We start from the raw sequence: 26,410 nt of genomic DNA, 5'->3' as shown, positions 1-26,410 counted from the left end.
ATCATGGCTAATAAAAAAAAGAACAAGCTGGCGTGGCTGGGGGCTTTTTTGATGCTTTCGCAGGTGTCGCCAGCGAGCCATGCGGAAATATACAAGTGGGTAGATGCGAATGGGAAAACGCAGTATTCAGACAACAAAGACCAGGCAGGCAAGGCCCAGGTGGAAGAGTTGAAGGTCAAGTCGACTCCGGCCCCCTCACCGCCAACGGCTTCATCCATGCCGACTTGGCAGCAGAGGGAAATGGAGTTCAAGCGTCGCCAATTGGAAAAAAACAGGATGCAGGAACCATTCCGGATATCCGAAGGCCCGAAGGCCCGTTGGACGTTTAAGCCAAACCAGCCGGAAACTGACGCAACTCGATGCGACCTCGCCCATGACGTCAAAAGTGGCGCGGTGAGCCACCGTAATGGGGAGCGCATCGATAGCAACGACCGGGAGGTTGCGGATCGCGATATCCGCGCCTATTGCCGCTAATATATACGCCCCGTGGGCAAGGCCTGCCGGCTTATAGCAGGCGCAGCCGCAGGCGCTGCAGCGCTTGCGTGAACGCTGCCGGCCGGTCCAGCGCCCGCGCCAGCACCAGTGCGCCTTGGATCGCGCCCACGACTTCCTCCGACAGCGCCTGCGCTGCGTCGGCGTCGCGGCCGCCGCGCAGCAAGGCCGCGGCCAGCGCGCCTATCCACTCGGCGAAGTAATCGCTGACCTGCGCGGCGAAACGGTCGCGCTCGCATCCGAGCGCGAACACGCCGACCAGGCACACTTTCTGACCCGACAGGAAATACGTCTCGACGGCGTCGAACATGGCGTCGACGCCGGCCCGCGCGTCGGCGCCCTCGCGCAGCGGCGCGAACACTTTCAGGCGGAACCAGCCGTCGATCTCGGCCAGCACAGCGGCGGCCATGTCGTCTTTGCCGCCGGGGAAAAAGTGGTAGATGCTGCCCTTGCCCAAGCCGGTCCCGGCGCTGATCCGCGCCAGGCTGGCGCCCTCGAAGCCGTAGTGGCGGAACACTTCCGCCAGCAGCGGCAGCACGTCGCCGCGTTCCGCGATCGTTCTCGCCATCGTTGTCTACCTATCCGTTCGTTTGTTTTAGAAACCCATTTCGCTCAGCCCCGGGTGCTCGGCCGGGCGCGGGCCGTTCAAGTCCCAGTGGAACCGGCGCTCGGACGGTTCGATCGGGGCGTCGTTGATGCTGGCGTGGCGCCGTTGCATCAGGCCGTTGTCGGCGAAGTCCCAGTTTTCGTTGCCGTACGAGCGATACCACTGGCCGGCGGCGTCGTGCCACTCGTAGGCAAAGCGCACGCCGATGCGCTTGCCGTCTTGCAGCCACAATTCCTTGACCAGGCGGTAGTCCAGTTCGCGCTCCCACTTGCGCGTTAGCAACGCCACTATAGCAGCACGGCCTTGGACGAACTCGTTGCGGTTGCGCCACCAGCTGTCTTCGGTGTAGGCCAGTGCGACTTTTTCGGGGTTGCGGCTGTTCCAGCCGTCTTCCGCGAGGCGTACTTTTTGGGTGGCGCTGTCGAGGGTGAACGGCGGCAGGGGTGGTCGGGTTGGCATGCTGGGCACCTTAAAAATGGGATTTGTGTACTGCTTGGAACACTATGTACCGATCAGTACAATTAGTGTAGCCCGGGCTGCGGCGGAACACAAGCATCTTTTCGTAGGGTGGCTTTGGTATTGAAACAAGCAATGGCACAACCCTGGGGTGTTCTTGCCGACGCCGGTTTGACTAGCAGGATTGATGTGGCGCAAGGTGTTCCCGCATGGCAGGGCCAAGGTGGCTTTATTGCCATTACCGCCCTTGTGCCTGCTTCGCCATGGATACTCCTACTTCTACTCCGCCCCCGGCCGGCACGGCGGCGCGCGCCGCCGCGCCGCTGCTGTGGCTGACGCTGACGCGCGACCCCCACGCCAGCGTCAACGACAACCACGTCGCGCCCGAGTGGGGCACCGAGACGTATGTGCTGTCGGGCGCGCGCGGCCTGGGCAGCGACGAGGTCTCGGTGCCGGTCGGCGAGGCCGACGTGGTCGAGCTGATCCTCACCGACGGCACCCGCCTGCTGGCCGCCGCCGACGATCTCGAACGCTATCTGGGGCCGCCCGCCGGCGGCAACGGCGCGGCCACGCTGGCGGTGGGCCAGGCGCTGCGTCCGAGCGGCCGGCACCTGCCGGCCGGCGCCAGCCGCGACGGCCTGGGCGCGTGGATGCTGAAGGCGCTGCGCATCTACCGCAGCGGCGCCGGCGGCATGACGGCGCTGGCCGCCGCCGGCGCCTTCCAGGACCGCCAGTTGCAGCACCGGCTCGGCCTGTACCGCTGCGGCGTCGAGCGCTGGGAGCTGACGCCGGTGACGGCGCTGGCGCCGGCGCGCGAGCCGCTGCTGGTGCTGCTGCACGGCGCCGCCTCGTCGACCGAGGGCACTTTCGTCGGCCTGTGGACGGCCGGCCTGGCGCCACAACTGGGCGCGCTGTACGGCAACCGCATCTTCGCTTTCGAGCACCGCACGCTGACCGACAGCCCGGTCGCCAACGCGCTCGATCTGGTGCGCCAGCTGCCGGCCGGCAGCGTGCTGCACCTGCTGAGCCATTCGCGCGGCGGCCTGGTCGGCGAGCTGCTGGCGCGCGCCCAGCGCAGCGACAGCCGCGGCGCGGTCGACCTGACCGGCGACGGCGTCGAGCGCCTGAGCGAGAACACCGTCGGCGGCGAGCCCTTCAACCAGCACGACATCGACCATTTCTGTTCGCAGGCGGCGCTGGCCGGGCGGCTCGGCTACCAGGCCGACGCGGCCCGCCTGGCCGAGCTGAACGTCGAGCTGCAGCGGCGCGCCATCCGCGTCGAACGCTTCGTCCGCGTGGCCTGCCCGGCGCGCGGCACCACGCTGCTGTCGGGCCGCCTGGACCGCTGGGCCAGCGTGATGTTCAACCTGCTCGGCGGCGCCCTGCGCGTGGGCAGCCTGGCGCAGCCGGCGCTGGCGCCGCTGGCCGAGGCGGTCGACGTCGGCAGCTCCTTCCTGCTGGCGCTGGTGCAGCAGCGCTGCGACGCCCGCGTGCTGCCGGGGCTGGAGGCGATGATGCCGGACGCGCCGCTGGTGGCGCTGCTGAACGCGCCCGACGTGCGGGTGAAAAGCCCGCTGCACGTCGTCGCCGGCGACTTCAGCGGCACCGGCCTGCTGAAGTGGCTGGCCGACAGCGCCGCCGAGCTCTACTATGGCGGCCAGAGCGACCTGGTGGTCAACACCACCTCGATGACGGGCGGCGCGGCGCGCCAGGCGCCGCTGCTGCAAGCCTTCTTCAGCGGCCCGCGGGTGCACCACTTGAACTACTTCGAGCTGCCGGCCTCGGCCGCCGCGGTGGTGCAGGCGCTGGCCGGCGACGACCAAGCCTACCGCGGCCTGCCGCTACCCGAACACGGCCTGATCGCCCGCGGCGGCGAGGCGCCAAAGCGGCGCGAGCGCGCCCCCATCGTGCTGCTGTTGCCCGGCATGATGGGTAGCCACCTGCAGGTCGGCGCCAGCCGGGTCTGGTTCGACCCGGTCAACCTGGTCGACGGCCAGATCGAGCGCCTGGCCGTGGGCCGGCCCAACATCGTCAGCGCCGGCTGGGTCGAGCAGTACTACGAGCAGTTCGCCCAGTTCCTCGCGCTGAGCCAGGAGGTGCGCCCGTTCACCTTCGACTGGCGCCTGTCGCTGCGCCACACCAGCGCCGCCTTCCTGCCGGTGCTGGACGCGGCCATGAGCGACGCCGAGCAACGCGGCCAGCCGCTGCGCATCGTCGGCCATGCGATGGGCGGGCTGGTGGCGCGGCTGGCGCTGAAGGACCGCTGGCTGCGCTTCGCGGCGATCCCCGGCAGCCGCCTGCTGCAGGCCGGCGCGCCCAACCGCGGCTCGCACGCGATGGCGGCGGTGCTGCTCGGACGCGACGACCTGGTGCAGATGCTGGCCAGCTGGATCGGCTGGCGCCACACGCTGCGCGACTTCCTCGGCTTCATCCGCGCCTTCCCCGGCGTGCTGGAGGCCTTGCCCTGGCCGGCCGACGCCGGCGGCCGCGCCGGCGCCGACGGCAACGACTATTTTTCCGCCGCCACCTGGCAAGCCTGGGCCGACGGCGACCGCGGCGCCGCCCGGCCGGACGGCTGGCAGGCGCCGCTGGCCGAGGCGCTGGAACAGGCCCGCGCCACCGTCGCGCTGCTGGAGGACGCGCCGCTCGACCCGGAGCGCACCAGTTACCTGGCCGGCTGCGCCGAGACGCCGCTGGGCCTGCGACTGCGCGGCGGCCGCGTCGAAATCGCCTACGGCGGCGCCGGCGACGGCCGCGTGGCCTGGGACGGCGCCGCGCCGCCCGGCGTGCGCACCTGGTACGTGGCGGCCGCGCACGGCGACCTGCTGTTGAAAAAGGAAGCCTTCCCGGCCTACCAGCAGTTGCTGGACACCGGCCACACGCTGCTGCTGCCGGAGGCCCCGCCGACGCCGCCGGGCGGCGCCGCGCCGCGCTTTCGCGCCCGCGAGGGCGGCGCCGCGCCACTCTATCCGAGCGCCCAGGAGGTGCTGGCGGCGGCGCTGGGCGGCGCCCGCCCGCTGCTGCAGCGGCCGGCGCCGCCCGAGCACGTCACCCTCGAAATCGTCCACGGCAGCATGGCCAACGCCGACATGCCGGTGCTCGCCGGCTGCTACGCCTACGAGTCGCTGCGCGGCAGCATGTCCTTCCTCGACCGCCTGCTCGACGGCCGCCTGCAGCAAATCTACGCGCTCGGGCGCTTCCCGCAAAGCCCGGACGAGGCGGTGGTGGTGCTGCAACAGGCGCGCGCGCGCCGCCCCGGCGGCGCCATCGTCATCGGCCTGGGCGCGCTGGGCGAATTGACGCCGGGCGAGTTGACGCGCGCCTTCGCCGGCGGCCTGGTCGAATACGCCCGCGTCAACGAGCAGTTGCAGCAGGCCGAACTCAACGCCGCGCCCTGCCCGCAGCGCCCCGGCGAGGCGGCGGCCGAGGCGGCCGCGCGCGCCGAGCCGCCCGACCCGGGCCTGCGGGTGGCCAGCCTGCTGTCCGGTTCCGGCTACGGCGGCCTGAGCATCGCGCTGTGCCTGCGCTCGCTGATCGACGGCCTGCGCGCGGCCAACCGCCGCCTCGAGGACGCCGGCCTGCGCAGCCGCATCCGCCACGTCAGCGTCTACGAGCAGTCGGAGGCGCGCGCCATCGCCGCCGCCGGCGCCATCGAGCACATCATGGGCGAGGCGCGCTACCAGAACGCGCTGGCCTTCGACGGGCGCATCAAGCGCAGCCCGGGCGGCTACCGGCGCGTGCTGCCGGCGCTGTCGGGCGACAACGGCTGGCGCCGCGTCCACATCGTCGCCGCCGACAGCTCCGGCGCGCTGCGCTTCACGCTCGTCACCGACCGCGCCCACAACAGCGTCGACGAGGAACCCAACCAGCGCCAGGCGGTGGACGGCTTGATCATGGACGCCACCGACAACACCACCGACCAGCCCGGCCTGTCGCGCGCGCTCTACGAGTTGATGCTGCCGAACGGCCTGAAGGCGGCGATTCCCGAAATGCGCGGCCTGATCCTGGCGGTCGACCAGAGCGCCGCGATCTACCCGTGGGAATTGATGCGCGACGAGGCCGACGGCGAGGAAAGCCCGCTGTCGACGCGCATCGGCATGGTGCGCCAGCTGGCCACGCCGCGCGAGCGCCCGCGCGGCCTGAGCCCGCTGTCGAACAGCGTGCTGGTGGTCGGCGACACCGACTCCGGCATGGCCGAGCTGGCGGCGGCGCAGGCCGAGGCGCAAGACGTGGCGCGCCTGTTCAGCGCCAACGGCTACAACGTCGTCGACCTGTACCGGCCCAAGGCGCAGCAGGTGCTGGTGCACCTGTTCGATGAAAAGTATTTCGCCATCCACCTGGCCGGCCACGGCGAGGTGGAGGGGCCCAGCACCCCGCTCACCGGCCTGGTGCTGGGGCCGAAGACGCGCCTGACGGCGGCCCAGATCAGCAAGCTGAAACGGGTGCCGCAGTTCGTCTTCATCAACTGCTGCCACCTCGGCGACATGCGCCCGGACGCCGCCGCGCCGTGGTCGAAGCTGGCCGCCAACCTGGCCACCGCCTTCATCGAGATGGGTTCGAAGGCGGTGATCGCGGCCGGCTGGCGCATCGACGACCAGGCCGCCGCCGTGTTCGCCCACAGCTTCTACCAGGCCATGATGGGCGGCGAATACTTCGGCGAGGCGGTGCGGCTGGCGCGCGAAACGGCCTACCTGCGCTTCCCGGCGTCGAACACCTGGGGCGCCTACCAGGCCTACGGCGACGACCGCTACCGCTTCCCCAACACCGAAACGAAGCAGTGGCGCGCGCCCGACTACCACTACCACGGCCAGTTGCTGGCCGACCTGGAGACGCTGCACGCGCGCATCGCCGGCGCCGACGCGGCGCGCCGCAAGTCGCTGCAGGACAAGCTGCACAGCATCGAGGAGGCGGCGCGCATACGCTTTTTCGGCTATGCCGACATCCGCGAAAAAATGGCGGCGATCCGCGCCGACCTGGCCGGGCTGGAGAATACGCTGCGCGCCATCGAGCACTACCGCGCCGCGCAAAGCGCCGCCGACGGCCTGCTGTCGATGCACGCGCTGGAGCACCTGGCGCAACTCGAGGTGGCGCAGGGCGCCGCCCTGCTCGGCGTGGCCGTCGACGACGGCATCGAGCGCCCGCCGGCGCCGCAGCCGGAGGCCGGCGAGGCGCTGATGCAGAACGGCCGCCGGCGCCTGGAGCTGCTGATCGAGCTGGCGCCGACGGCGCGCCGGCTGGCGCTGCTGGGCCTGTATTGGAAGTTGGTGGCGCGCCTGGCCCGCCTGCGCGGCCGGGCGCCCGAGGCGGCGCTGCTGGCGATGACCGCGGCCTACCGCCGCGCGCTGCGGGAGGCCGGCCTGCGCACCGGCGCGGCCGACTACGAGATCATCTTCAACGCGCTCGCCGGCGCCTTCCTGCTGAAGGCGGCCGGGCGCGACGAGGCCTGGCGCGAAATGCGCGGCGGCCTGGCCGCGCTGCTGCAGGGCGCGCTCGCCAACGCGCACCAGCGCTACGCAGAGGAACGCAAGGCGGCCGACATCTGCGTTGAGCTGGAGGCGGCGCTGATCGCCGCGCTGTGGGCCTGCTACGAGGGACCGCCCTACCCGGCCGTGTTCGACGCCGCCGAGCGGCGCAAGGTGGCCGCGCTGTACACCGAGGCGTTGCGGCGCCACGGCACCGTCGGCGAACCGCAGGCGCTGGCGGTACAGGTGCAATTCATGCTGGAGATGCTGCCGCCGCAGGCCGCCGACGGCAGCATCGAAGCGCGCCTGCGCGGCGCGCTGCTGGCGTTCGCGGCGCAGCTGCCGCTGCCGGCGTAGCGCCGCCGCGGATGCGCCGCCAAGCCGTCGCAGGTCGGCTTGGCGCGGCGTAAGCCGACGCCGGGCGGCGGCCGGCGCTTTACCGGCCGGCCGGGGCGACGCCGTAGTGCTTGGCGTAGCGGCCGTCCAGGTTTGCCAGCGGCATCATCATGAACATGTCGGCGCTTTCGAAGTCGGGGTCCCAGGCCGGTTCGCCGCAAATCCAGGCGCCCGAGCGCAGGTAGCCCTTGATCAGCGGCGGCACTTGCGGCTTGTGCGCCGCCTCCACCTTGTGGATCGGGAACGGCAGGTGCGGCGTGACGCGGTACTCGGACGGCGCCATGTGCTTGGCGGCCAGCGCCTGGTACACCGCCACCGCGTTGTGGCCGCCGTCGGCCAGGCTGATGCTGGCACAGCCGACCAGGTAGTCGCAGCGCTCGCGCCGCATGTATTCGGCCAGGCCCGACCAGAGCAGCATGATCACGCCGCCGCCGCGGTATTTCGGATGGATGCAGGCGCGCCCCGCTTCGACCATGCGCCCGCGCACGTTGTTCAGGCGCCCCAGGTCGAACTCGTTTTCGGAATACAGGCGGCCGATCTTGCCGGCCCGCGCCGCGCTTAGCACGCGGTAGGTGCCGACCACTTTCAGGGTGTCGGCGTCGCGCACGATCAGGTGGTCGCAGTGCTCGTCGAACTCGTCGCTGTCGAGGCCGTCGGCGCGCACCAGCGCGGTCAAGCCCATCGTCTCGATAAACACCTTGTAACGCAGGCGCTGGACTTCGCGCAGCTCTTCGGCGGTGCTGGCCACACTGAGGACCAGTTTGGCGGCGTGGCCCTTAACGTCGGCCGATGCGATTAAGTTTTGCATGCTTCATCCTTGGTTATAGAGACGAAGCAAGCGTACTAGTTAATTATTTCAGGGAAATGACATCGGCGCGCCATTTCCCTGAGCTGCCTCAATCCTTCTTTGGACGCCCGGTCTTCAACTGCGGCAGCGCCGACAGCACGCTCTGCAGCGTCGCCATGTCGATCTGGCTGATCAGCGCCACGCCGATACGCAGCAGTTCGCTTTTCTTGATCTCGAACCCGGCTTTCAGGCAGGCTTTTTTCACCTGGCTCAGCACCGCGTATTCGCCCTCCGGCATGGTGAAGCTGTCGCGCACCAGTTTTGGCTTGCGGGCCTTTTCCTTGGCCAGCGCCGCGGCGTCGACCTTGGCGCCGGCCTTGGCGGCGGGCTTGGCCGCTGGTTTGGCGGGCGCTTTCAGCGCCGGCTTGGCAGCCGCTTTCGCCTTGGCGGCGGGCTTAACGGCCGCCTTCGCGGCCGCTGGCGTGGCTTTGGCCGCGGCGGTTTCCGGCGCGGCCTTGACGGCGGCCGGTTTGGCGGCGACTGGTTTGACCGCCTTCACCGCGGCGGCGGGCTTGGCTTTGACGGCAACCGGCTTGGCGCCATCCGGACCGGCCAGGGCCACCGCCTTGCGCGCGCTCAGCGGCGCCTTGGCGGTGCGCTTCGGCGCGGCTTTGACGACGGCGGCGGCGCCGGCATTGTCGGCGGCGGCGCCGATCGACGCGGTGGTCGGGAACGGCGAGCCTTGGCCGTTGGCGGCGCCGGAGGCGTCGGCGGCGATGGCGGGCTGGGCGGTTTTCAATACGCTGATTTTGCTCATTTTCTGTCCATTTGGTAAATAATATAAACAATATATACGATTTATGGAAAAATTGCTTGATCCATATCGGCACAACCTCGGACGGGGCTTGGCTAAGCGGTGGCGCGGATGCTGAAATCAACCCCGACTTCATCCCACAACTCCTGCTCCTTCTCGATCCAGAACGACACCGTTGGATGGTGCGCCACCCAGTCGCGCTTGATTTCCAGTTCGATGCGGTTTTTCATGCGCAGGCGCAGTTCGCTGAAATCGGCGTCGATGCGGGCGTGCATGAACAGGATCGCCAGCCGCAGCGCCAGCACCGCCTTGGCGAAGTCCGGCTCGGCCAGCGCGTCGCCGATTTTGCGCAGATTGCCCTTCTGCGCCATGATCAATTTGCTCATGGTTTTCTGCTCGCGCGTCGTGAAGCCCGGCAGGTCGGCGTTTTCGACGATGTAGGCGGCGTGCTTGTGGTAGCCGGTCTGCGACACCGCCATGCCCACCTCGTGCAGCATGGCGCTCCAGCGCAGGCACTTGTTGAGCGCGTCCGTGTTCGGCTTGAGCTGGGCGTACATCGCCACCGCGTTCTCGGCCACGCGCAGCGCGCGGCCCTCGTCGACGTGGAACTTTTGCAGGCAGGCCTGGACCGACTGCTCGCGCCGGTCGCGCTTGGTCGAGCGCAGGTACAGGTCCCACATCACGCCCATGCGCAGGCCGGCCTCGACCGGCGCCATCGCCTCGATGTCGAGTTCGTGCACCAGCGCGATCAGAATCGCCAGGCCGCCGACGATGGTGCCGGCGCGGTCCAGCTTCAGGCCCGGCATGTCGATTTTACCGACCTGGCCGAACGCGATGAAGCGCTGCTTCAAGGCCTCCAGGCTGGGACCGGACAGGTCGCCGCGGCCCAGGTTGTTCTTGGCGATGATGTCGGCGATGGTGCGGATGGTGCCCGAGGAGCCGTAGGCGTTCTTCCAGTGTTGCGGCCGGTATGGCGGCGCGGCGTCCTCGAAATGGCTGCGCGCCGACAGGATGGCCGCCTCGAACGAGGGCGCGTCGATGCGCCCGCCGACGAAAAACGACAGGCTCTGCTTGACGGTGCCCAGCGAGAACGACTCGACCCGTTCGATGTCGGCGCCGCGCCCGAGTATCAATTCGGTCGAGCCGCCGCCGATGTCGACCACCAGGCGGCGCTCGCCGGGCAGCGCCAGCGCGTTGGCCACGCCCATGTAGATCAGGCGGCCCTCCTCCTCGCCCGAGATGATCTCGATCGGGTGGCCGATGGCCTGTTCGGCCAGCGGCAGGAAGACCGCGCCGTTGCGCGCCACGCGCATGGCCGACGTCGCCACCACGCGCACCGCGTCAAGCTCGTAGCCGGCCAGCATAATGCGGAAATTGTTCAGGCAGGTCAGCGCCGTCTGCATCGCCGCCTCCGTCAAATTGCCGTTCGCGTCCAGGCCGGCGGCCAGGCGGATCGGGTCGCGCACGCTTTTCAGCACGCGGATGGTGTCGCCGTCGTGCTTGCCGATGTGCAGGCGAAAACTGTTGGAACCTAGGTCAACCGCAGCGTACATACCAGCCTCTTATGTTTTATTATCGTGATTCGCACAGGCTTTTGATGAAAAAATCCACCCACGTTACACCAGCGATGTGACCGCCCGGTGACACGCCGCGCGCAACGCGCAGACTGAATCCTACTGCATTGTGAATGGTTTATACCGTTTATTTGAATAGCGGCGGGCGCGCCGTCCGCGGGTCGGCTTAACCCAAGGGGCTTACCCGACAATGTCGGCCGGGAGCGGCGCGTCGCGGTTCGGCCAACGCCGCCCGGAAGCCGGGACAAGGGCCGGCTTTGTCGCTGCCGCGCCGCTCAGGCGTCGAGCGGGGCGGCGGCGGGCGCTTCGACGACGCGGTTGCGCCCCGCGCGCTTGGCTTCTTGCAGCGCTTCGTCGGCGCGCTGGAACAGGCTGACGCTGCTGTCCTCGGCGCGGATGGTGGTCACGCCCAGGCTGGCGGTCAGGGTGATCACCGCGCGCTCCGTCTTCACCGGCATCCGCTCGACGGCGGCGCGCACGCGCTCGGCCACCACCAGGGCGTCGGCCAGGGTGGTGCGCGGCAGTTGGATGGCGAACTCGGCGCCGCCCAGGCGGCCCATCAGGTCGCTGTCGCGCAGTTGCTTCTTGCACACGTCGACGATGGCCTTGAGCACCGCGTCGCCGACCGGGTGGCCGTAGCTGTCGTTGACGCGTTTGAAGTGGTCCAGGTTCAGTACGATCATCGCGGTCGGCGTGCCGGGCCGGCGCGCCAGCGCCATCCACGGCGCCAGCGCGTTGTAAAAGCCGCGCCGGTTCGGCACGTCGGTGAGCGTGTCGAGCACCTCGAGCCGGGCCAGTTCGCGTTCGCCGCGCTCGCGCGACAGCAGCAGGTAGCCAAAGCCGTTGCTAAGCATCATCAGGTAGAACGCGCCGAGGCCGGCCGCCTGCATGCCGGCCGGGGTGATCCAGGACCAGCCGTCCGGCAGCGCCGCCGGCAGCGCGCCGCTGGCGCCGAGCACCAGCGCCAGCGCGCTCAGCGTCACCACCAGGAAGCGCTGCAGCATGCCGGCGCCGGACCAGCCCAGCGCCAGCGCCGCCACGCCGGCCAGGAAGAACACCGCGACGATCAGCGCGCCGACGGCCGAGCGCAGCGCCTGCTCCATGTCGAGCACGTAGCACAGCACGAAGCCGGCCACCGCCAGCACCAGCGCCGGCAGCACCACGCGGCGCCAGCCGCCGCGCCCGGCCGCCTCCCACGAGGCGCCGGCGTCCAGCGCCACGCCGGCGAACAGCAGCGCGCTGCCGACCGGGATCGAGAGGAAGTCGGGGATGATGCCGCGGAAGTACAGCAGCAGCCAGGCCACCGCCTGGCATTGCTTGGCCGCCGACCAGGTCGACAGGCCGGGCGAGGCGGCGCGGCCGTAGCCGAAAAAGAACAGCCCGGCGCACAGGCTCAGATTGCCCAGCGCCAAAGCGAGTACCAGTGTTTTGATGTCCATGTCGTTGCCGGAAAAGGTGGGCGCGCCGATGGCGGGCGGCTCGACCGCCGGGATTGCAGGGGCCCGGTGGTCGGCTCGCCGTCAACCGACACCGTGAATCCGGGGTCAAGCCGCGCGGGTCCGACCCCGGCTCTTCGCCGCGCGCTTAAATCTCGTGTTCGACGTTGTTGCTGCCGTCGCCGATCTTGCTGGCCCAGGCCTGCACGAAAAACTGCTTCTCGTCCTCGCTGGGGGCCTCGTGCCAAAAGACGATCAGGGTGCCCTTGTGGTCGTGGATCTGCGCCACTTTTTCAATGAACAGATGATTCCCGGCCTGGTCGGCCAGCGCCGCCGTGTAGCCGTAGACGCGGGTCAGCCGCTCGATCCGGTCCGGCTCGGTAAAGCTGTTGGTCGCGGTAATAGTCGGGTGGTCCAAAAACATACGCTTCTCTCCATGATGGCCGCCGCGCCGGCCGCGCCGAATCCTGTATGCTGCGTGGATCGGTCAGCCGCCGCGCTGTCGCGACGGGGTGCTTAGGCAGCTTATCAGAATTCTATGCACGAAACAAAATATTGACCACCACCACCCACTGATTTCGCATGCCAGAACCCCTGCGCCACCGCGCCCCGACCGAACCACCCCAGCCGGCCCTGGTGCACACCCGCGGCGACCGCCGTTCGCTGGAGTTCAAGCCGGGCATGATCCAAAGCGAGATGCGGCTCTCGCGCCCGGACGAGCTGGTGCTGCGCTACGCCCGCGCGATGATGTGCTTCACGCTGTTCCAACCGCGCCCGCGGCACATTATCATGGTCGGCCTGGGCGGCGGCTCGCTGGCCAAGTTCTGCTACCGCTACCTGCCCGAGGCGCGCATCACCGTGCTCGAACTGCGCGCCGACGTCATCGCGCTGCGCGAGCAGTTCCTGATTCCGCCCGACGACGCGCGCTTTCGCATCGTCCACGCCGACGCCGTCGACTACCTGGCGCACGCGCCGGCCAGCGCCGACGTGCTGCTGATCGACGGCTTCGACGAGGGCGGCCTGCCGCCGGCGCTGGGCAGCGCGCGCTTCTACGCCGACTGCCGCCGCGCGCTGCTGCCCGGCGGCGTGCTGGTGGCCAACATCTTCAGCTACGACCGCCACTACCGGGCCATGCTGGGGCGCTTGCGCCTGACCTTCCGCAACCGCCTGTGCTGGTTCGACGGCATCGCCGGCAACAACCGCATCCTCTTCGCCGTCAACGAGGCCACGGGCGGCGCCTTCGCCGCGCCCTCGCGCGCGCTGCGGGTGCTGAGCCTGGTGGAATGGCGCCGGCGTTTCGGCCTGGCCTTCCTCAACCCGCTGCTGGCGCGGCTGGTGGTGCGGCGCCTGAGCCGCGCCGCGCCACAGCGCCCGCGCCGCCCGCCGCCTTGATTTTGTTGCAAATGCGCAATTACTATACGTCGGGAACTGTCCGGGGGCGGCGATGTATGACACACTATCGGCAGCCGCGGCAAGTCGCGGCCGTCCCTTTTTTTACCCGTAGGAAAAAACCATGCCGCGTCGCCGCCTGTCCCTGTCGATCTCCGCCGCGGCCGCGCTGACGCTGGGCGCCGGGCTGGGCGTGACGGCGCTGCTGTTTAGCGCCGTCAGCCGGCTCGAATACGACAAGATGGCGCTCAGCTTCCAGCAGCGCGCCACCCTGCGCGCGACGGCCCTGCACAAGGGCCTCGACGACGCCGTCGAGGTGCTGACGGTAACCAACCAGTTGTTCGCCACCGTCGAAGCGGTCTCGCGCGAGCAGTTCCGCGTGTTCACCGCGCCGCTGCTGGCGCGCTACCCCTTCATCCAGGCCTTCAACTTCCACCGCGTGCTGGCGCACGCCGAGCGCGCCGCGTTCGAGGCGGCGCTGCGGCGCGAGCATCCCGGCTACGCGATGACGGAAATGCGCGACGGCAAGCTGGTGCCGGCGCAGCGGCGCGCCAGCTACCTGGTGGTCGACTACCTCGAACCGATGCGCGGCAACGAGGCGGCGCTGGGCATGGACGTGGCGCCGAACCGCTTCTCGCTGGCGGCGCTGGAGCAGTCGCTGCTGCGCGGGCGCGCGAGCGCGACGGCGCTGCTGACGCTGGCGCAGGAAACCACGCGCCAGCGCGGCTTCGTCATCGTCGCGCCGGTGTACCGCCTGGGCGCGCCCACGGCCACGCTGGCCGAGCGCCGCGCCGCGCTGGTCGGCGACACCGCCGCGGTGGTGCGCGCCACCAGCCTGGTGCACAAGGTAATGCAGGGCGCCGACCTGCTCAGCGATCCGCAGATCGAGCTGAGCGTGTACGCCAGCGCGGCCGCCGACCCGGCCCAGTTGATCTACCGCAGCGGCGCGCCGGACGCCGCGCACGCGCCCGCCGCGCCGCTGCCGCGCTGGCTGCTGTTCGACTACCGCGACAGCAGGGAGCACAGCTTCAACGCCGCCGGCCGGCCCTGGCACGTGCGGGTGCAGGCGCGGCCGCGGCCTTTCCTGGCCGACCACGTCGGCTCGCTCTCGACGCTGCTGGGCGGCATCCTGTTCACGCTGCTCACGACCGCCTTCGTGCAGACGCTGGCGCAGCGCTCGCGGCGGGTGCAGCGCCTGGTCGACGAGCGCACCGTCGACCTGAAGCTGAGCAACGAGCGCCTGAGCGCCGACGTGCGCGCGCGCAAGCGCACCGAGCGCGCGCTGCAGGAGAGCGAAAAGCGCTTCCGCCGCCTGCTGGCGCTGTCCTCGGACTGGTACTGGGAGCAGGACGCGCAGTTTCGCTTCACCAACATCACCAGCGGCTTCGCCGACAAGTCGCAGATGCCGCTGGAACGCTTCATCGGCCTGACGCGCTGGGACAACAACGCCGAGATGCGCGAGTCCGAGTGGGGCCAGGCGCACATCGCCGCCGTCAAGGCGCACCAGCCGTTCGCCGACCTGGAGTACCCGATGGCCGACCGGCACGGCCAGATGCGCTGGTTCAGCATCAATGGCGAGCCGCTGTTCGACGACAAGGGCAACTTCGAGGGCTACCGCGGCACCGGCGCCGAGATCACCGAGCGCAAGCTGTCGGAGCAGCGCATCCACCACATCGCCCACCACGACGTGCTCACCGGCCTGCCCAACCGCGCGCTGCTGCGCGAGCGCCTCGGCCAGGCGATCGCCGCCGTCGACCAGGGCGGCGAACCGCTGTGGGTGCTGCTGATCGACCTGGACCGCTTCAAGTTCATCAACGACAGCCTCGGCCACAAGGCCGGCGACCTGCTGCTGAAAACCGTGGCGGCGCGCCTGAAGGCCGGCCTGCGCGAAAGCGACACGGTGGCGCGCCTGTCGGGCGACGAGTTCGTCGCCATCCTCGGCCAGCGCCCGGAGCAGGCGCTGGCCGGCGAGGTGGTGCAGCGCCTGATGGACCAGGTGGCGCAGCCGGTTACGCTGGAGGGCAAGGAAGTGTTCGTCTCCTGCAGCATCGGCGTGGCGGTCTACCCGGGCGCCGGCGGCGGCCAGCAAAACCTGATCGAGCAGGCCGACATCGCCATGTACTGCGCCAAGAAACAGGGCCGCAACAACTTCCAGTTCTACGCCCCGCAGATGAACGAGGCGGCGCAGGAGCGCATGCGCATCGAGGGGGCGCTGCGCAGCGCCCTCGAACGCGACGAGTTCGTGCTGCACTACCAGCCGCAGCTGGACCTGAAGAGCGGCCTGATCGTCGGCGTCGAGGCGCTGCTGCGCTGGCAGCACCCGGAGCTGGGCGTGGTGGCGCCGAGCCGCTTCATCGCGCTGGCCGAGGAAACCGGCCTGATCGTGCCGATCGGCGCCTGGGTCATGCGCACCGCCTGCGCCCAGAACCAAGCTTGGCGGCAGGCCGGCCTGGGGCAGTTGCGCATCGCCGTGAACCTGTCGGCGCGCCAGTTCAGCGAGGCCAACCTGGTGGCCTCGATCGCCGCCGTGCTGGCCGAGACCGGCCTGGCGCCGGCCTGCCTGGAGTTGGAACTGACCGAGAGCCTGTTCATGCACGACATCGGCGTGGCGGTCGACCAGTTGCACGCGATGAAGGCGCTGGGGGTGCAACTGTCGATCGACGACTTCGGCACCGGCTATTCCAGCTTTTCCTACCTGCGGCGCTTCCCGATCGACGTGCTGAAGATCGACCGCACCTTCGTCAACGACATCGCCAACGACGCCGACGACGCCGCCATCGTCGACTCGATCATCGCGCTGGCCCACAACCTGAAGCTGCGCGTCATCGCCGAGGGCGTCGAAACCGAGGCCCAGCTCGACTACCTGCGCCAGCACGGCTGCGACGAAATGCAGGGATATTATTTCAGCCGGCCGCTGCCGCCGGAACAGTTCGAACAGATGCTGCGCCAGGGCCTGCGGCTGGCGCCGGCGCCGGCGTTGCCGCAGCCGCGCCTGGTGACGCGTTAGCGCGCGGCTATTCCTGCAACAGCACCACGGCGCCGCGCACCACCACTTTCGCCAGCGCCAGCACGTCCCAGTTGGTCAGGCGGATACAGCCGTGCGATTGCGTCTTGGCGATGTTGCCCGGCTCCGGCGTGCCGTGGATGCCGTAATGCGGCTTGCTCAACTCGATCCAGGCGGCGCCCACCGGGTTGTTCGGGCCGGCGGCGATCTTCGCCTTGAGCTCGCCCGGCTTGGCGTCCCAGAACAGTTTCGGATTGTATTGATAGACCGGATTGCGGGCCACGCCGCGCACTTGCCACTGGCCGAACGGCAGGGGGTCGTGCGCGCTGCCGGTGCTGGCCGGGAATTGCGCGAACGGCATGCCGGTGCCGTCGAGCAGCGTCAGCGTGCCGTCGGACTGGTCGACCAGGATTGTCGCCGCCTTCGGCAACGGCGCCGCGGCAGCCACGTTCGGCACCGCCAGCGTTTCTCCGGCGCGGCCCAGCACCTTGCCGGGGTTGAGCCGCTTCAGCAAGGCCGGACTGCAATGGAATTTTTCGCCGAGCGCCTCGACCGCGTTGGCGTAGGCCAGCGCGCCGAGCTTGGCTTTCGCCGCCATGCCGGCCGGCACCGGCGCGTACGGGCCGGCGGCGTCCCGCGCGCTGACCGTGTAGGCGACCAGCAACGGCGCGGTGTCGGCGTTGAGCCGCGCCCAGGTCGCGCTATCGATCACGCCGGTGACCGGCAATTGCTTCAGTTTTTGAAAGCCGCGGATGGCCTGGCGCACATTGCCGTCGTAGGAAGCGCCCAGCTCGCCGGATGAATAGTGCGCGCGGTCCAGCAATATGCGCGCGCGCAACACGTTGGCGCCCTTGGCGCCGGGGCCGACCGGCAAGGCGCGCTGGGCCGGCGTCAGCGCGTCGGGCGCCAACGGCGCCGGGCGGGGCGCGGGCGCAGCGGCGGCGGCGGCTGCGCCCAGCGTGGTAAAGACGGACGCAAACGCAGTCAACAGTAACAGTGATCTCAACAAAACTCTTCTTGGCCCGATGGTGCGTTATTACCCTGGTTTACTTTTTAGCGCCGGAGACTTTCTTGCGCGACAGTTTGCGCAATTGCGCCTGCTCGAAGCGCGCCACCTGCTCGGGCGTCACCAGTTCCAGCGCCGGCACGGCGACCGGCTTGCGCTCGGCGTCCACCGCCACCATCGTGAAGTAGCAGCTGTTGGCGTGGCGCACCAGGCGCTGCTGGATGTTTTCGGTGACGACGCGGATACCCACTTCCATCGACGTGGTGCCGGTATAGTTGATCGACGCCAGGAACGTCACCAGTTCGCCGACGTGGATAGGCTGCAGGAACATGACCTGGTCGACCGACAGCGTGACGACGTAGCTGCCGGAATAGCGGCTGGCGCAGGCGTAGGCGACGCTGTCGAGGTATTTCAGGATGGTGCCGCCGTGTACGTTGCCGGAGAAATTCGCCATGTCGGGCGTCATCAGAACCGTCATGGTCAGCTCGTGCGCCGACCAGTTCATTGCATTGTCCAAGCGAACTCTCCATGTGGATGGCGCGCGCCGGCATGGCGCCGCGCCGTTTACTTCTTGCCGATTCTTACATTCCGAGGGTGCCGATGTCGACCAGCGATTCGCGGCCTTTGTCGCTGATGTCGTAGCCTGCGCCCGCTTCGCGCGCGATGATGTGGGCTTTTTTGCCGAGGAAGTAGGCGACGTCCTTTTCCAGCGGCGCCAGCGGGTCGGCGGCGATGGCGCGCAGGCCGTTGATACAGCGCCGCACGAACAGCAGTTGCTGGGCCTTGTCGGTGATCGACAGGCGGCCGTCGCCGCGGAAGCTAAGCAGCTTCAGGCCGGACAGGCGCTTGGTGTTGCGCGCCACGCAGGCACTGACGCGTTCGGTCTTGATGCCGGCCGCAACCTGCTCGAGCGCGTCATATTCGTCTGTTGTGAGTTTCTCGTTCTTCATTACATTTCCATAAGGGACAGCCAATTCGGCCCCCATGGTACGCGCCCGGCAGCGCATCGGCAACAGGCAATTCATTTACGCCGCGCACGACGGGCGCACGCGGCGTGCGCTACGCTTATGCCAGCGCGTGCATGCCGGCCCAAAACAGCCCCGAGCACACCAGCAAGGCCAGGAAAACCAGCGCCGCGACGCCTCTGGAATTGAACGCCCGGGCGCGCCTGCCAAGATAAATCTTATTGTGTAAGGAACTGCCCATGCTGGTCTCCGCTACAAGAATGATGGTGATGTCTTATTATATGAACAGTTTCATGACGGCCGCGTGACGCACCGCAGATACAGTCAACTGTGTAGCTACCGAGCAACATATTCGGGCGCAAAAATGTGCTTCTGAAATCATTCCCGCGCGATGGCAGGGCCGCCCATATCGCGCGCCGCGCGCCGCCGGGCGCTGCTAGGATGGACGCAGGCAGTCGCGCGCCGCAGCGGCTTTCCCGGGTAGCGATTTTCCCTGCGGCCGCGTTCATGCACAGGAGGGGACACGATGAACCAGACCAGCGGGCGGCCAGGCCCGGAGCGGGGCGAGCATCTGTGGGACGAACCGGACATTGGCAGCGGCGAAAAAACCCCGGGGCAAAAAGACACGGAAGAGATCATCAAACAGATTCCGCCGCTACCGGAGACGCGTCCGCGCGGCAAGGACGACGCCGCCCCGCCCGGCCGGAAACGCCGGGCGGGAAACGCTACCACGCCTTGATGGGCGCCTGCGGCGGCGTCGGCTCTTTTACCGGCACCGGCTCGGGGATCGGATCTTCCTCGGGAACCGGGCTGTGCTCGGGATCCTTGTCCGGTGGCGGAATTTCCGGTTCCGGCGTCGAATGCGCCCGTCTGGCGACGCCGCCGTCGCCGCCGCCCGTGCCGATATTGGTCTGTGTTGTCATAGTCCCTCCAGTTCAGCCTAGTGCAAACTGCGCAAAAGCCATGTTAGCGAGTGCCCGAGCGGCGCGTTTGTGCGCGATCAAGGCCGGTGGCGCGCACGACAGCGTGCCGCGCCCTTCCATCAGACTACCCGCAAGTGGCGGCGACTGGCGCAGCGTTGCGCGCGCGGCCACACCCGCGCCGGCGATTCGATACCTTCGGTCATGTTTGCTGGCGACCAGATCGGGCCGTACAATCGGTTCACCCGGAGGTGCCGAGTATGGAGCGAAAGAGGATTCTTTTTGTTGCCGAGGCGGTTACGCTGGCGCATGTCGGCAGGCCGCTCGCCCTGGCGCACATGCTCGATCCGCAGCGTTTCGACATCCATTTCGCCTGCGCCGACGGGTACGACTTTTGTTTCAAGGACAGCGGCTTCACGCGTTGGCGCATCGACAGTATTTCCAGCGCCCAGTTCCTGCAGGCTTTGGCGAAAGGCAAACCCGTCTACAGTGAAGCGACGCTGTCGCAGTACGTCGACGACGACCTGCGACTACTCAAGGAGGTGCGGCCGGACGTGGTGCTGGGCGACTTTCGACTGTCGCTGTCGGTCAGCGCGCGTCTGGCCAGGCTGCCCTACGTGGCGCTGAGCAACGCCTACTGGAGTCCGTACGTGCGGCAGCACTACGAAGTACCCAATCTTCCGCTGACCAAAGCCTTGCCGATCCCCTTGGCCAACGCACTGTTTCGCATGGTGCGCCCGCTGGCCTTCGCCAGCCACACCGTGCCGCTGAACCGGCTGCGGCGTCGACACGGACTGGCCTCGCTGGGCCCCGATCTGCGCCGGGTCTATACCGACGCCGACCATACCGTTTACGCCGACATCCCCGAGCTGTTTCCCGCGCGCGGGCTGCCCGCCAGCCACTCCTATTTGGGAGCGGTAATCTGGTCGCCGCCGCTGTCGACGCCGGAGTGGTGGAACGACCTGCCGCAAGACAAGCCGGTGCTGTACGTGACCTTGGGCAGTTCCGGCCAGGGCCAGCTGCTGCCACAAGTGCTGCGCGCGCTGGCGCCGCTGCCGGTCACGGTGCTGGCCGCGACGGCCGGCAATATCGAACTCGACAACATCCCCGCCAACGCCTTCGTCGCGCCGTTCCTGCCCGGCGCCGAAGCGGCCGGCCGCGCCCGCCTGGTGCTATGCAACGGCGGCAGCCCGACCAGCCAGCAGGCGCTGGCCGCCGGCGTGCCGGTGATCGGCATCGCCAGCAATCTGGACCAGTTCCTGAACATGCATGGCGTCGTCGCCGCCGGCGCCGGCACGCTGCTGCGCGCCGACCGTTTCAGCGAGCGGGCGCTACGCGGCTGCGCCGAGGCCATGCTGAACGACGCCGGCGCGGCGGCGGCGGCCAAGACCGTCGCGCGCCAGTTTCGCGCCTACCAGCCCGGCACGCGCCTGACGGCGCTGCTCGATACGCTGCCGGCCGCCAGATGAGGGCGCCCCCCCCCCCCTTCCCCCGCCACCCCGAGCGTTTTTTCGGCGAAGATGCACCTCACCGCGTCGTGGAAGCGGTCGCTGGTTCGTCGTAGCGCAAGGCCTGCACCACCAGCGAAAATGCCGGAGATGGCTGCCGATCGCGTGGCGCCCAGCGCGGCGGCGGCGGCTTGCCGGACGCGGCGACACCACCAATCAACGCAGTTAACCTTATTGGCAGTCGCCGCACCCTTGCGGAGTCGATGATCGGCTCGATCAAAGAGAGCCGGGAAATGCTCGCCTTCTGCCGCGCAGCCGTCGGCTTTCTTTACAGCCGCCTCGAGCGCAACGCCGGGCCGCTCCGGAAAACGCGCGTAAGCGTTTGATTTTGTTGGCATTCTTCACTCTGGCACGAATTTCGCTGCGTACTGGCTGTGCGGCTCGTTCTACCAGGCGGCGCAAAACAATGAACGTCAATCAACCAGACTATCAGTGAGGTATCGTTATGAAACTGTTTAAACTGAAACTCATCCCGGTGGCAGCCGCCCTGGTGTTGATGAGTGCGGCCGGCAGCGCCAGTGCGGGCGCGTATGGCTACTCCTACGACAATATTTTCGGCCTGACCGTCACCAATCCGACCGGCGTGGTATCGGTTGCCGGCACCACCAACATTTCCCGCGCCACGGCGACGCTGAACGGTACCAGCGTCATCACCGGCGGCTCCGGCATGCTCGACGCGCCGCAAGCCGCGGTGGGCGCCGTCGCGCTCGGCCAAAACAATTTCCAGCAGCAAGGCCCGGTCGGCACCTACTCGCGCGGCGATGCCCAGATCGTCAGCACGCAGTTCCCGCCCTTCCCGCCCGGCGCCACCAGCACCCAGGCGGTGAACGTGGCCGAGGCCCACCTGGACTTCGCCGGCACGGCCGACGCGTCCGGCCGCAACGGCTCGACCACCGGTTTCTCCGTCAATTTCGTCGTTGGCTCGCCAACGGCGACGCTGCGGTTCAACTTCCAGGCCGATCCCTTCATGCAGGTATTCCTGCAAACCCTGGCCGGCCCCGGTTCGTCGGCCGCCGCCAACCTGGTGGCGACCTTCACCATCACCGACGCCGCCGGCGCCATCATCTTCGTCTGGGCGCCGGACGGCGTGGTCGGCTCCGGCATCACGGGCGGCGTCGAAACCGCCGACGCGGCCAGTCTGAACACCAATCTGTCGACCAACTTCCTCACCCGCGGCTCGTTGTTTACCTACAATCCAACGGGCTGCCCCGTACCGGTGGCGCCAGGCACCGGCACCGGTTGCGGCGGCGCCTACACGGCACTGACCAACGCCTTGGAGGCGGGCAACTACACCTTGACCCTGAACGCGGTGGAAAGCGTCGATCTGGTCAAGACGGCGGTGCCGGAGCCTGGCACGCTGGCCCTGCTGGGACTGGGCCTGGCCGGCTTGTGCGTCAGCAAGCGCCGCAAGGCCTAAACAAGTCGGGGAACTCCCCAGCCGTTAAATTGGCACGCTTTTCATCGGTCGGATTACGCTGGCCGCCGCGGCCCGGCATCCGCGCGACGGCACTTGAGCAACAAGGCGGGGAACTCCCCCGCCTTTTTTTGCGTCCGCATTTGCGGGCCCTGTGTATCACAGAGCACATTCCACGGCGTGCTTATTACGACGCTGTGCCGGCAACGGAAGCGGCAGCCACGCCCGATTCAGGCAGCGTCGAATTGCCGTCAGCCTTCTTTACATCTTAATGAAAATACGTCCAGCATCGAGGATGCTAAAACACTAAGTTGTTGATTTTCATGCACATATCTATCCTGGCAGGAAACTTGCATAGTCATATGTAAGTCCCGCCAATCAGGGGCCCAGCGATGTTCCTTTTGACCCACCCGACCATGCGAGGCATCTAAAATGAAACTGTCGTCCCTGAAACTGATCCCGGCCGCCGCCGCCATCGCCCTGCTGTGCGCCACCGGCAACGCCAGCGCGGCCGCCTACGGCTACTCCTACAACAATGTATTCGGCCTGATCATTAACAATCCCACCGGCGTGGTCAGCGTGGCCGGCGTCACCACCGTCTCGCGCTCGACGGCGACGCTGGGCGCCGCCAGCGTCATCCGCGGCGGCGCCGGCTTCCTCGACGCGCCGCAGTCGGCGCTCGGCGCCGTCACCAAGGGCGAGAACAATTTCACTCCGCAAGGCCAGGGCGGCCCGTCGTACTCGCGCGGCGACGCCCAGATCATCAGCACGCAATTCCGGCCCTTTCCGCCCGGCGCCACCAGCACCCACAAGGCCAACGTCGCCGAAGCCTTCCTGGCGGGCGCCGGCACCGCCGACGCGTCCGGGCGCAACGGCTCCACCACCGGTCTTTCCGTGCTGTTCTCGGTTGCCTCGCCAACCGCGACGCTGTCCTTCAACTTCAGTGCCGATCCCTACATGGCGGTGTTTCTGGACGCGATGGCCGGTCTCGGCTCCACCGCGACCGCCAACCTGGTGGTGTCGTTCAGCATCACCAACGCGGCCGGGGTCAACGTCTTCAACTGGACCCCGGATGGCGTGCTCGGCTCGGGCATCTTCGGCGGCGCCGAGAGCGCCGACGGGGCCAACCTGAACACCAACCTGTCGACCAGTACCCTGACCAAGGGCACGCCGTTTACCTTCAACCCGAGTCCCTGCCCCGTACCGACCGGCACCGGCACCTCGACCGCTTGCGGCGCCGCGTTCGCCGCGCTGACCACTCCCTTAAGCGCCGGCAACTATACGCTGACCTTGAATACGATAGAAAGCGTCGACCTGGTCATCACGCAGCAAGTGCCGGAGCCGGGCACGCTGGCCTTGCTGGGGCTGGGGCTGGCCGGCCTGTGCCTCGGCGGCCGCCGCGGCGCGCGCCCGGCGGCATAGGCACATACGCCCGGGCCGGCCCGCCTCAGCCGGGCGGCCCGCCGCGTTTCAGCAGGCGCGCCGGAATCCCGCCCCACACCTCGCCGGGACCGATCTGGCTATCCTTGGTGACGACGGCGCCGGCCGAGACGATCGCGCCGTCGCCGATGCGCACGCCGGCCATCACCACCGCCGACGCGCCGATCGTCACGCCGTCGCCGATGTGTACCGTTTTCAACTCCAGCCGCGCGCCCTCGATCACATGCGCAAAGATCACCGCGTCGTGGCCAATGATGGTGTTCTTGCCGATCCGCGTCAGCGGCGGATCGAGGATCGCGCCGGCGCTGTAGGTGTTGCCGCCCAGCCGGGCGCCGAGCGCCAGGTAGACCAGGCGCATCAGCGGCACCGGCAGCGCATGGGTGCGGATCAACGAATTAAACAATATCAGGTAAAACAGGATGTTGACGTTGGCGATGAACTCGGCGCGCGAGTCCGGCGCCACGTCGCCGTCCAACAGCGGCAGCCAGCACAGGAACAAGCGGTAGACGGCAAACGCGTACAGATAGTTCAGCAGCACGGCGGCGGCGACCAGCGCCACGCCCCGGAAGTCGCCGAGCGGCAGGTCGCCGAACAAGCACGCGGTGCTGGCCAGCGCCAGCGCCAACACCAGCGCCAGCAGCAACAGGAAAAACAGGATCTGGCTTGCCTTGATCTCACGCATGGCGTCTGCCGGAACCGGCTCCGCCCCCGCCCCTGCCCCCGCCCTGTACCAACAAATCCTGGAGCGGCCGGCGCGTCGAGCGCGCCCGCGCCGCGGCGCCCGCGCCGATGCGTCCCATGAACACGGCGCGCTGGCCGCAGTCCTCGCCGATGAGCGCGGCGCAGCGCGCGGCCAACGCGCCGGCGTGTTCCTGCATGCCGGGCACGCGCGAGAACATCCTGCCCTCGCGCACGTAGCGCGCGAAGATCAGCGGCGTCAGTTCCGGTTGCAGTTGCAGTTCGAGCAGGGTCGCGGTCAGCCAGAAGCGCTGCATCGCCCGCCCCGCCGCCACGTAGTCGTCGATCGAGCGCGGCTGCTTGGTGGCGACCAGCGCGAAATGGGCGGCGCAGGCCAGGCCGGGAATCAAGTCCATCTGGATGCGCGGCGCCACCGTGCCGGCCAGGAAGGTGTTGAAAAATTCGACCCGGCGCCAGCTCTGCATGATCCAACGCATCAGTTTGCTCGTCATCGGATCGACCCCCAGCGCCTGGTCGGGAATGCGGTCCTCGCTGTAACGGGCGTTCCATTCGATCACCGCGCGGTGCACCTGGTGCGCCTCGGGCATGGTCAGGCGCAGCTTGGCGTTGGCAAACATCAGCCGCGCCGCCGCCAGGCGCTTGCCGAAGCCCTCCAGCCAGACGATCTGGTAGCCCTCGGGCAAGGCGGCGGCCAGCGCGCTTTTTTCCACCGCGCTCAGCGCGCGCGTGCGCAGCGGCCGGCGCTGCACGCTGCGGCGCTGGATGTAGCCGGACAGCGGATCGGCGGGCTGGCGCGGCGCGGCCTCGAACGCGACGTCGAAGGTCGGCAAGTGCTCGGGGGCGCCGCCGCGCCGCTGGGCGCGTAACCGCAGGCCGTAGCCGCTGGCGGCGATCGCCATGGTCTCAAGCAAGGCGCCGAGCGAGATCTGGCTGGGGTGGCCGTCGAGGTCGTAGACGCAGTGCGCGCGCGTGTCGAAGCCGTGCACGACGATGTGGCGCTCGTCGACGATTTCAAAGCGCCAGGGTTGGGTGTTGTCGCCGCTGGGCGCCCAGCGCGCCAGGTCGAGGATGCGTTCCAGGGTGCCGTCGAGCAGCATGGTCATGGCCTTTCCGCCGCTCTGCGGCGCTTGATTATCATCATCGCCAGGCGCTGCAGCGGATGGCGGTTGCCGCCCGGGCGCCAGGTGCGCACCAGCTTGTTGCGGAAGGCATCGAAGTGCACGCCATGCGGCGCGGCAAGCACTTTTCCTCGTCGCAACAGGATCTTCAGCGCCTCGGTGGCGGCGGCGCCGGCGCACAACTGGCACCCCATGATGGTCGACGGCCCGCGCTGCTCCTTCAGGTTGATGGCCGAGGGGTCGACCAGGTAGGCGCCGTGCAGGCCCGCCGGCGCCAAGCCGACCAGGAAGCGCAGCGCCTTCTCGGCGTCGGGCAGCTCGCCCCAGCCGAAGTATTGCTCGAACGTCATTCGGCCCGGCATGAAATTGAGCAAGGCCGTGCCCATCCCCAGCGGCGCCGCCGTGATCGCGGGAATGCCGAGCCGGGCGCACATGGCGAAGGTCGCCTGGCGGGCGCGGAAGGCGAAAAAATCCAGGCCGTCGACGTACAGGTCGACGCCGGCGAAAAAATCTTCCAGGTTGGCGCCGTTGACGCCGTCGGGAAAGCGCGTGATCGCCATCTCGGGATTGATGTCGCTGGCCATCTCGGCCAGCACGTCGACCTTCGGCCGGCCCAGGGTCGACATCGTCGCGCCGACCTGGCGGTTGAAGTTGGCGATGTCGAAATGGTCGAAATCGGCGATGTGGAAGGCGCCGATGCCGAGCCTGGCCAAGGTCAGCAGGTGCACCCCGCCGACCCCGCCCATGCCGGCGATGGCGACGCGCTTGTGGCGCAACTGCTCTTGCTCGGCCGGCGTGACCCAGCCGATGTTGCGCGAGAAAGCGTCGCGGTAAGAAAAACTGCCTGTCATGTTCACCTCCTTGATTACAGCCGAGCTTGCCAGCGGCTCTAAGGAGATTGGATCAACGGCCCAGGTAAAAAG

Annotated in this window: 23 protein-coding genes; 9 read left to right on the top strand and 14 right to left on the bottom strand. The window is 68.4% G+C overall.

From position 1 onward, the window contains the following. Window positions 1-3: 3 nt before the first annotated feature. Window positions 4-474 (top strand): DUF4124 domain-containing protein, encoded by a 471-nt coding sequence (locus JANGC3_RS31130; protein WP_081611732.1) that lies wholly within the window; start codon window positions 4-6, stop codon window positions 472-474. Between the two features lie 31 nt (window positions 475-505). Here JANGC3_RS31130 and JANGC3_RS0102330 read toward each other — a convergent pair whose 3' ends face one another. After that, the gene (locus JANGC3_RS0102330) at window positions 506-1,060 is read right to left on the bottom strand and encodes a TetR/AcrR family transcriptional regulator (RefSeq protein WP_017874873.1); all 555 of its coding nucleotides are present in this window, start codon (window positions 1,058-1,060) and stop codon (window positions 506-508) included. A 27-nt stretch (window positions 1,061-1,087) separates the two neighbouring features. After that, complete coding sequence (locus JANGC3_RS0102325) at window positions 1,088-1,558, bottom strand: nuclear transport factor 2 family protein (RefSeq protein WP_017874872.1); 471 nt, start codon at window positions 1,556-1,558, stop codon at window positions 1,088-1,090. Between the two features lie 260 nt (window positions 1,559-1,818). Between JANGC3_RS0102325 and JANGC3_RS0102320 the strand changes: the two genes are divergently transcribed. Beyond that, a complete protein-coding gene (locus JANGC3_RS0102320) occupies window positions 1,819-7,374 on the top strand; it encodes a CHAT domain-containing protein (protein WP_017874871.1) in 5,556 nt (1,851 codons plus the stop codon). 79 nt (window positions 7,375-7,453) lie between these two features. On the opposite strand, the gene JANGC3_RS0102315 is transcribed toward JANGC3_RS0102320, so the two are convergent. The 5 genes from JANGC3_RS0102315 to JANGC3_RS0102295 all read right to left on the bottom strand — a co-directional run bounded on the left by JANGC3_RS0102315 (window position 7,454) and on the right by JANGC3_RS0102295 (window position 12,448). Next, the gene (locus JANGC3_RS0102315; RefSeq protein WP_017874870.1) at window positions 7,454-8,221 is read right to left on the bottom strand and encodes a GNAT family N-acetyltransferase; all 768 of its coding nucleotides are present in this window, start codon (window positions 8,219-8,221) and stop codon (window positions 7,454-7,456) included. Between the two features lie 88 nt (window positions 8,222-8,309). After that, the gene (locus JANGC3_RS28155; RefSeq protein ID WP_017874869.1) at window positions 8,310-9,017 is read right to left on the bottom strand and encodes a hypothetical protein; all 708 of its coding nucleotides are present in this window, start codon (window positions 9,015-9,017) and stop codon (window positions 8,310-8,312) included. A gap of 92 nt (window positions 9,018-9,109) precedes the next feature. After that, window positions 9,110-10,567 (bottom strand): Ppx/GppA phosphatase family protein, encoded by a 1,458-nt coding sequence (locus JANGC3_RS0102305; protein WP_017874868.1) that lies wholly within the window; start codon window positions 10,565-10,567, stop codon window positions 9,110-9,112. Between the two features lie 296 nt (window positions 10,568-10,863). Next, the gene (locus tag JANGC3_RS0102300; RefSeq protein WP_017874867.1) at window positions 10,864-12,027 is read right to left on the bottom strand and encodes a GGDEF domain-containing protein; all 1,164 of its coding nucleotides are present in this window, start codon (window positions 12,025-12,027) and stop codon (window positions 10,864-10,866) included. Window positions 12,028-12,172: 145 nt separating this feature from the next. After that, window positions 12,173-12,448, bottom strand: a complete 276-nt coding sequence (locus JANGC3_RS0102295; protein ID WP_017874866.1) for a hypothetical protein — start codon at window positions 12,446-12,448, stop codon at window positions 12,173-12,175. Between the two features lie 158 nt (window positions 12,449-12,606). On the opposite strand from JANGC3_RS0102295, the gene JANGC3_RS0102290 reads away from it, so the two are divergent. Together JANGC3_RS0102290 and JANGC3_RS0102285 are read left to right on the top strand one after the other, a co-directional pair. Further along, complete coding sequence (locus tag JANGC3_RS0102290) at window positions 12,607-13,416, top strand: hypothetical protein (RefSeq protein ID WP_017874865.1); 810 nt, start codon at window positions 12,607-12,609, stop codon at window positions 13,414-13,416. Between the two features lie 121 nt (window positions 13,417-13,537). Further along, the gene (locus JANGC3_RS0102285; protein ID WP_017874864.1) at window positions 13,538-16,420 is read left to right on the top strand and encodes a bifunctional diguanylate cyclase/phosphodiesterase; all 2,883 of its coding nucleotides are present in this window, start codon (window positions 13,538-13,540) and stop codon (window positions 16,418-16,420) included. Window positions 16,421-16,427: 7 nt separating this feature from the next. Here the strand turns inward: JANGC3_RS0102285 and JANGC3_RS0102280 are convergent, their stop codons facing one another. The 3 genes from JANGC3_RS0102280 to JANGC3_RS0102270 all read right to left on the bottom strand — a co-directional run bounded on the left by JANGC3_RS0102280 (window position 16,428) and on the right by JANGC3_RS0102270 (window position 18,373). Beyond that, complete coding sequence (locus tag JANGC3_RS0102280) at window positions 16,428-17,423, bottom strand: L,D-transpeptidase family protein (protein WP_327075780.1); 996 nt, start codon at window positions 17,421-17,423, stop codon at window positions 16,428-16,430. A 40-nt stretch (window positions 17,424-17,463) separates the two neighbouring features. Beyond that, the gene (locus JANGC3_RS0102275) at window positions 17,464-17,928 is read right to left on the bottom strand and encodes an acyl-CoA thioesterase (protein ID WP_017874862.1); all 465 of its coding nucleotides are present in this window, start codon (window positions 17,926-17,928) and stop codon (window positions 17,464-17,466) included. A gap of 76 nt (window positions 17,929-18,004) precedes the next feature. Then, a complete protein-coding gene (locus tag JANGC3_RS0102270) occupies window positions 18,005-18,373 on the bottom strand; it encodes a hypothetical protein (RefSeq protein WP_017874861.1) in 369 nt (122 codons plus the stop codon). 541 nt (window positions 18,374-18,914) lie between these two features. Between JANGC3_RS0102270 and JANGC3_RS0102260 the strand changes: the two genes are divergently transcribed. After that, window positions 18,915-19,127, top strand: a complete 213-nt coding sequence (locus JANGC3_RS0102260) for a hypothetical protein (protein WP_017874859.1) — start codon at window positions 18,915-18,917, stop codon at window positions 19,125-19,127. Here the strand turns inward: JANGC3_RS0102260 and JANGC3_RS28150 are convergent. Further along, window positions 19,114-19,311, bottom strand: coding sequence for a hypothetical protein (locus tag JANGC3_RS28150; protein WP_017874858.1), 198 nt, complete (start codon window positions 19,309-19,311; stop codon window positions 19,114-19,116). The genes JANGC3_RS0102260 and JANGC3_RS28150 overlap by 14 nt on opposite strands. A gap of 257 nt (window positions 19,312-19,568) precedes the next feature. Here JANGC3_RS28150 and JANGC3_RS0102250 point away from each other — a divergent pair, with 257 nt between their 5' ends. The 4 genes from JANGC3_RS0102250 (at window position 19,569) to JANGC3_RS0102235 (ending at window position 23,652) form a co-directional block, all read left to right on the top strand. Continuing rightward, a complete protein-coding gene (locus JANGC3_RS0102250; protein WP_035787520.1) occupies window positions 19,569-20,777 on the top strand; it encodes a glycosyltransferase in 1,209 nt (402 codons plus the stop codon). Between the two features lie 242 nt (window positions 20,778-21,019). Then, a complete protein-coding gene (locus JANGC3_RS34035; RefSeq protein ID WP_269746233.1) occupies window positions 21,020-21,142 on the top strand; it encodes a hypothetical protein in 123 nt (40 codons plus the stop codon). Between the two features lie 119 nt (window positions 21,143-21,261). Next, window positions 21,262-22,233, top strand: coding sequence for an EDSAP-1 family PEP-CTERM protein (locus JANGC3_RS0102240; protein WP_017874856.1), 972 nt, complete (start codon window positions 21,262-21,264; stop codon window positions 22,231-22,233). A gap of 429 nt (window positions 22,234-22,662) precedes the next feature. Next, window positions 22,663-23,652 (top strand): EDSAP-1 family PEP-CTERM protein, encoded by a 990-nt coding sequence (locus JANGC3_RS0102235; protein ID WP_017874855.1) that lies wholly within the window; start codon window positions 22,663-22,665, stop codon window positions 23,650-23,652. Window positions 23,653-23,677: 25 nt separating this feature from the next. On the opposite strand, the gene JANGC3_RS0102230 is transcribed toward JANGC3_RS0102235, so the two are convergent. From JANGC3_RS0102230 to JANGC3_RS0102220, 3 genes are read right to left on the bottom strand one after another with little or no spacing between them, the layout of a single operon-like run. Then, a complete protein-coding gene (locus JANGC3_RS0102230; protein ID WP_017874854.1) occupies window positions 23,678-24,352 on the bottom strand; it encodes an acyltransferase in 675 nt (224 codons plus the stop codon). Further along, on the bottom strand, window positions 24,345-25,472 hold the full coding sequence (locus JANGC3_RS0102225; protein ID WP_017874853.1) for a nitroreductase family protein: 1,128 nt from the start codon (window positions 25,470-25,472) through the stop codon (window positions 24,345-24,347). Before JANGC3_RS0102225 ends, JANGC3_RS0102230 begins: the two co-directional genes overlap by 8 nt. Continuing rightward, window positions 25,469-26,338, bottom strand: a complete 870-nt coding sequence (locus JANGC3_RS0102220) for a ThiF family adenylyltransferase (protein ID WP_017874852.1) — start codon at window positions 26,336-26,338, stop codon at window positions 25,469-25,471. The genes JANGC3_RS0102225 and JANGC3_RS0102220 overlap by 4 nt, the downstream gene beginning before the upstream one ends. Window positions 26,339-26,410: the final 72 nt, after the last annotated feature.

It is taken from the genome of Janthinobacterium sp. CG3 (genome assembly GCF_000344615.1).
Lineage (GTDB): Bacteria > Pseudomonadota > Gammaproteobacteria > Burkholderiales > Burkholderiaceae_D > Janthinobacterium.
This window is presented reverse-complemented; position numbering and strand designations above follow the sequence as displayed.

What these genes read in the sequence shown, in the direction of transcription:
- JANGC3_RS0102330 (WP_017874873.1), bottom strand. Translation starts at nt 1,060, where the DNA reads ATGGCGAGAACGATCGCGGAACGCGGCGACGTGCTGCCGCTGCTGGCG.
- JANGC3_RS0102220 (WP_017874852.1), bottom strand. Translation starts at nt 26,338, where the DNA reads ATGACAGGCAGTTTTTCTTACCGCGACGCTTTCTCGCGCAACATCGGC.
- JANGC3_RS0102260 (WP_017874859.1), top strand. Translation starts at nt 18,915, where the DNA reads ATGAACCAGACCAGCGGGCGGCCAGGCCCGGAGCGGGGCGAGCATCTG.
- JANGC3_RS0102300 (WP_017874867.1), bottom strand. Translation starts at nt 12,027, where the DNA reads ATGGACATCAAAACACTGGTACTCGCTTTGGCGCTGGGCAATCTGAGC.
- JANGC3_RS34035 (WP_269746233.1), top strand. Translation starts at nt 21,020, where the DNA reads ATGATCGGCTCGATCAAAGAGAGCCGGGAAATGCTCGCCTTCTGCCGC.
- JANGC3_RS0102290 (WP_017874865.1), top strand. Translation starts at nt 12,607, where the DNA reads ATGCCAGAACCCCTGCGCCACCGCGCCCCGACCGAACCACCCCAGCCG.
- JANGC3_RS28155 (WP_017874869.1), bottom strand. Translation starts at nt 9,017, where the DNA reads ATGAGCAAAATCAGCGTATTGAAAACCGCCCAGCCCGCCATCGCCGCC.
- JANGC3_RS31130 (WP_081611732.1), top strand. Translation starts at nt 4, where the DNA reads ATGGCTAATAAAAAAAAGAACAAGCTGGCGTGGCTGGGGGCTTTTTTG.
- JANGC3_RS28150 (WP_017874858.1), bottom strand. Translation starts at nt 19,311, where the DNA reads ATGACAACACAGACCAATATCGGCACGGGCGGCGGCGACGGCGGCGTC.
- JANGC3_RS0102325 (WP_017874872.1), bottom strand. Translation starts at nt 1,558, where the DNA reads ATGCCAACCCGACCACCCCTGCCGCCGTTCACCCTCGACAGCGCCACC.
- JANGC3_RS0102285 (WP_017874864.1), top strand. Translation starts at nt 13,538, where the DNA reads ATGCCGCGTCGCCGCCTGTCCCTGTCGATCTCCGCCGCGGCCGCGCTG.
- JANGC3_RS0102295 (WP_017874866.1), bottom strand. Translation starts at nt 12,448, where the DNA reads ATGTTTTTGGACCACCCGACTATTACCGCGACCAACAGCTTTACCGAG.
- JANGC3_RS0102250 (WP_035787520.1), top strand. Translation starts at nt 19,569, where the DNA reads ATGGAGCGAAAGAGGATTCTTTTTGTTGCCGAGGCGGTTACGCTGGCG.
- JANGC3_RS0102235 (WP_017874855.1), top strand. Translation starts at nt 22,663, where the DNA reads ATGAAACTGTCGTCCCTGAAACTGATCCCGGCCGCCGCCGCCATCGCC.
- JANGC3_RS0102230 (WP_017874854.1), bottom strand. Translation starts at nt 24,352, where the DNA reads ATGCGTGAGATCAAGGCAAGCCAGATCCTGTTTTTCCTGTTGCTGCTG.
- JANGC3_RS0102275 (WP_017874862.1), bottom strand. Translation starts at nt 17,928, where the DNA reads ATGAACTGGTCGGCGCACGAGCTGACCATGACGGTTCTGATGACGCCC.
- JANGC3_RS0102305 (WP_017874868.1), bottom strand. Translation starts at nt 10,567, where the DNA reads ATGTACGCTGCGGTTGACCTAGGTTCCAACAGTTTTCGCCTGCACATC.
- JANGC3_RS0102315 (WP_017874870.1), bottom strand. Translation starts at nt 8,221, where the DNA reads ATGCAAAACTTAATCGCATCGGCCGACGTTAAGGGCCACGCCGCCAAA.
- JANGC3_RS0102240 (WP_017874856.1), top strand. Translation starts at nt 21,262, where the DNA reads ATGAAACTGTTTAAACTGAAACTCATCCCGGTGGCAGCCGCCCTGGTG.
- JANGC3_RS0102225 (WP_017874853.1), bottom strand. Translation starts at nt 25,472, where the DNA reads ATGACCATGCTGCTCGACGGCACCCTGGAACGCATCCTCGACCTGGCG.
- JANGC3_RS0102270 (WP_017874861.1), bottom strand. Translation starts at nt 18,373, where the DNA reads ATGAAGAACGAGAAACTCACAACAGACGAATATGACGCGCTCGAGCAG.
- JANGC3_RS0102320 (WP_017874871.1), top strand. Translation starts at nt 1,819, where the DNA reads ATGGATACTCCTACTTCTACTCCGCCCCCGGCCGGCACGGCGGCGCGC.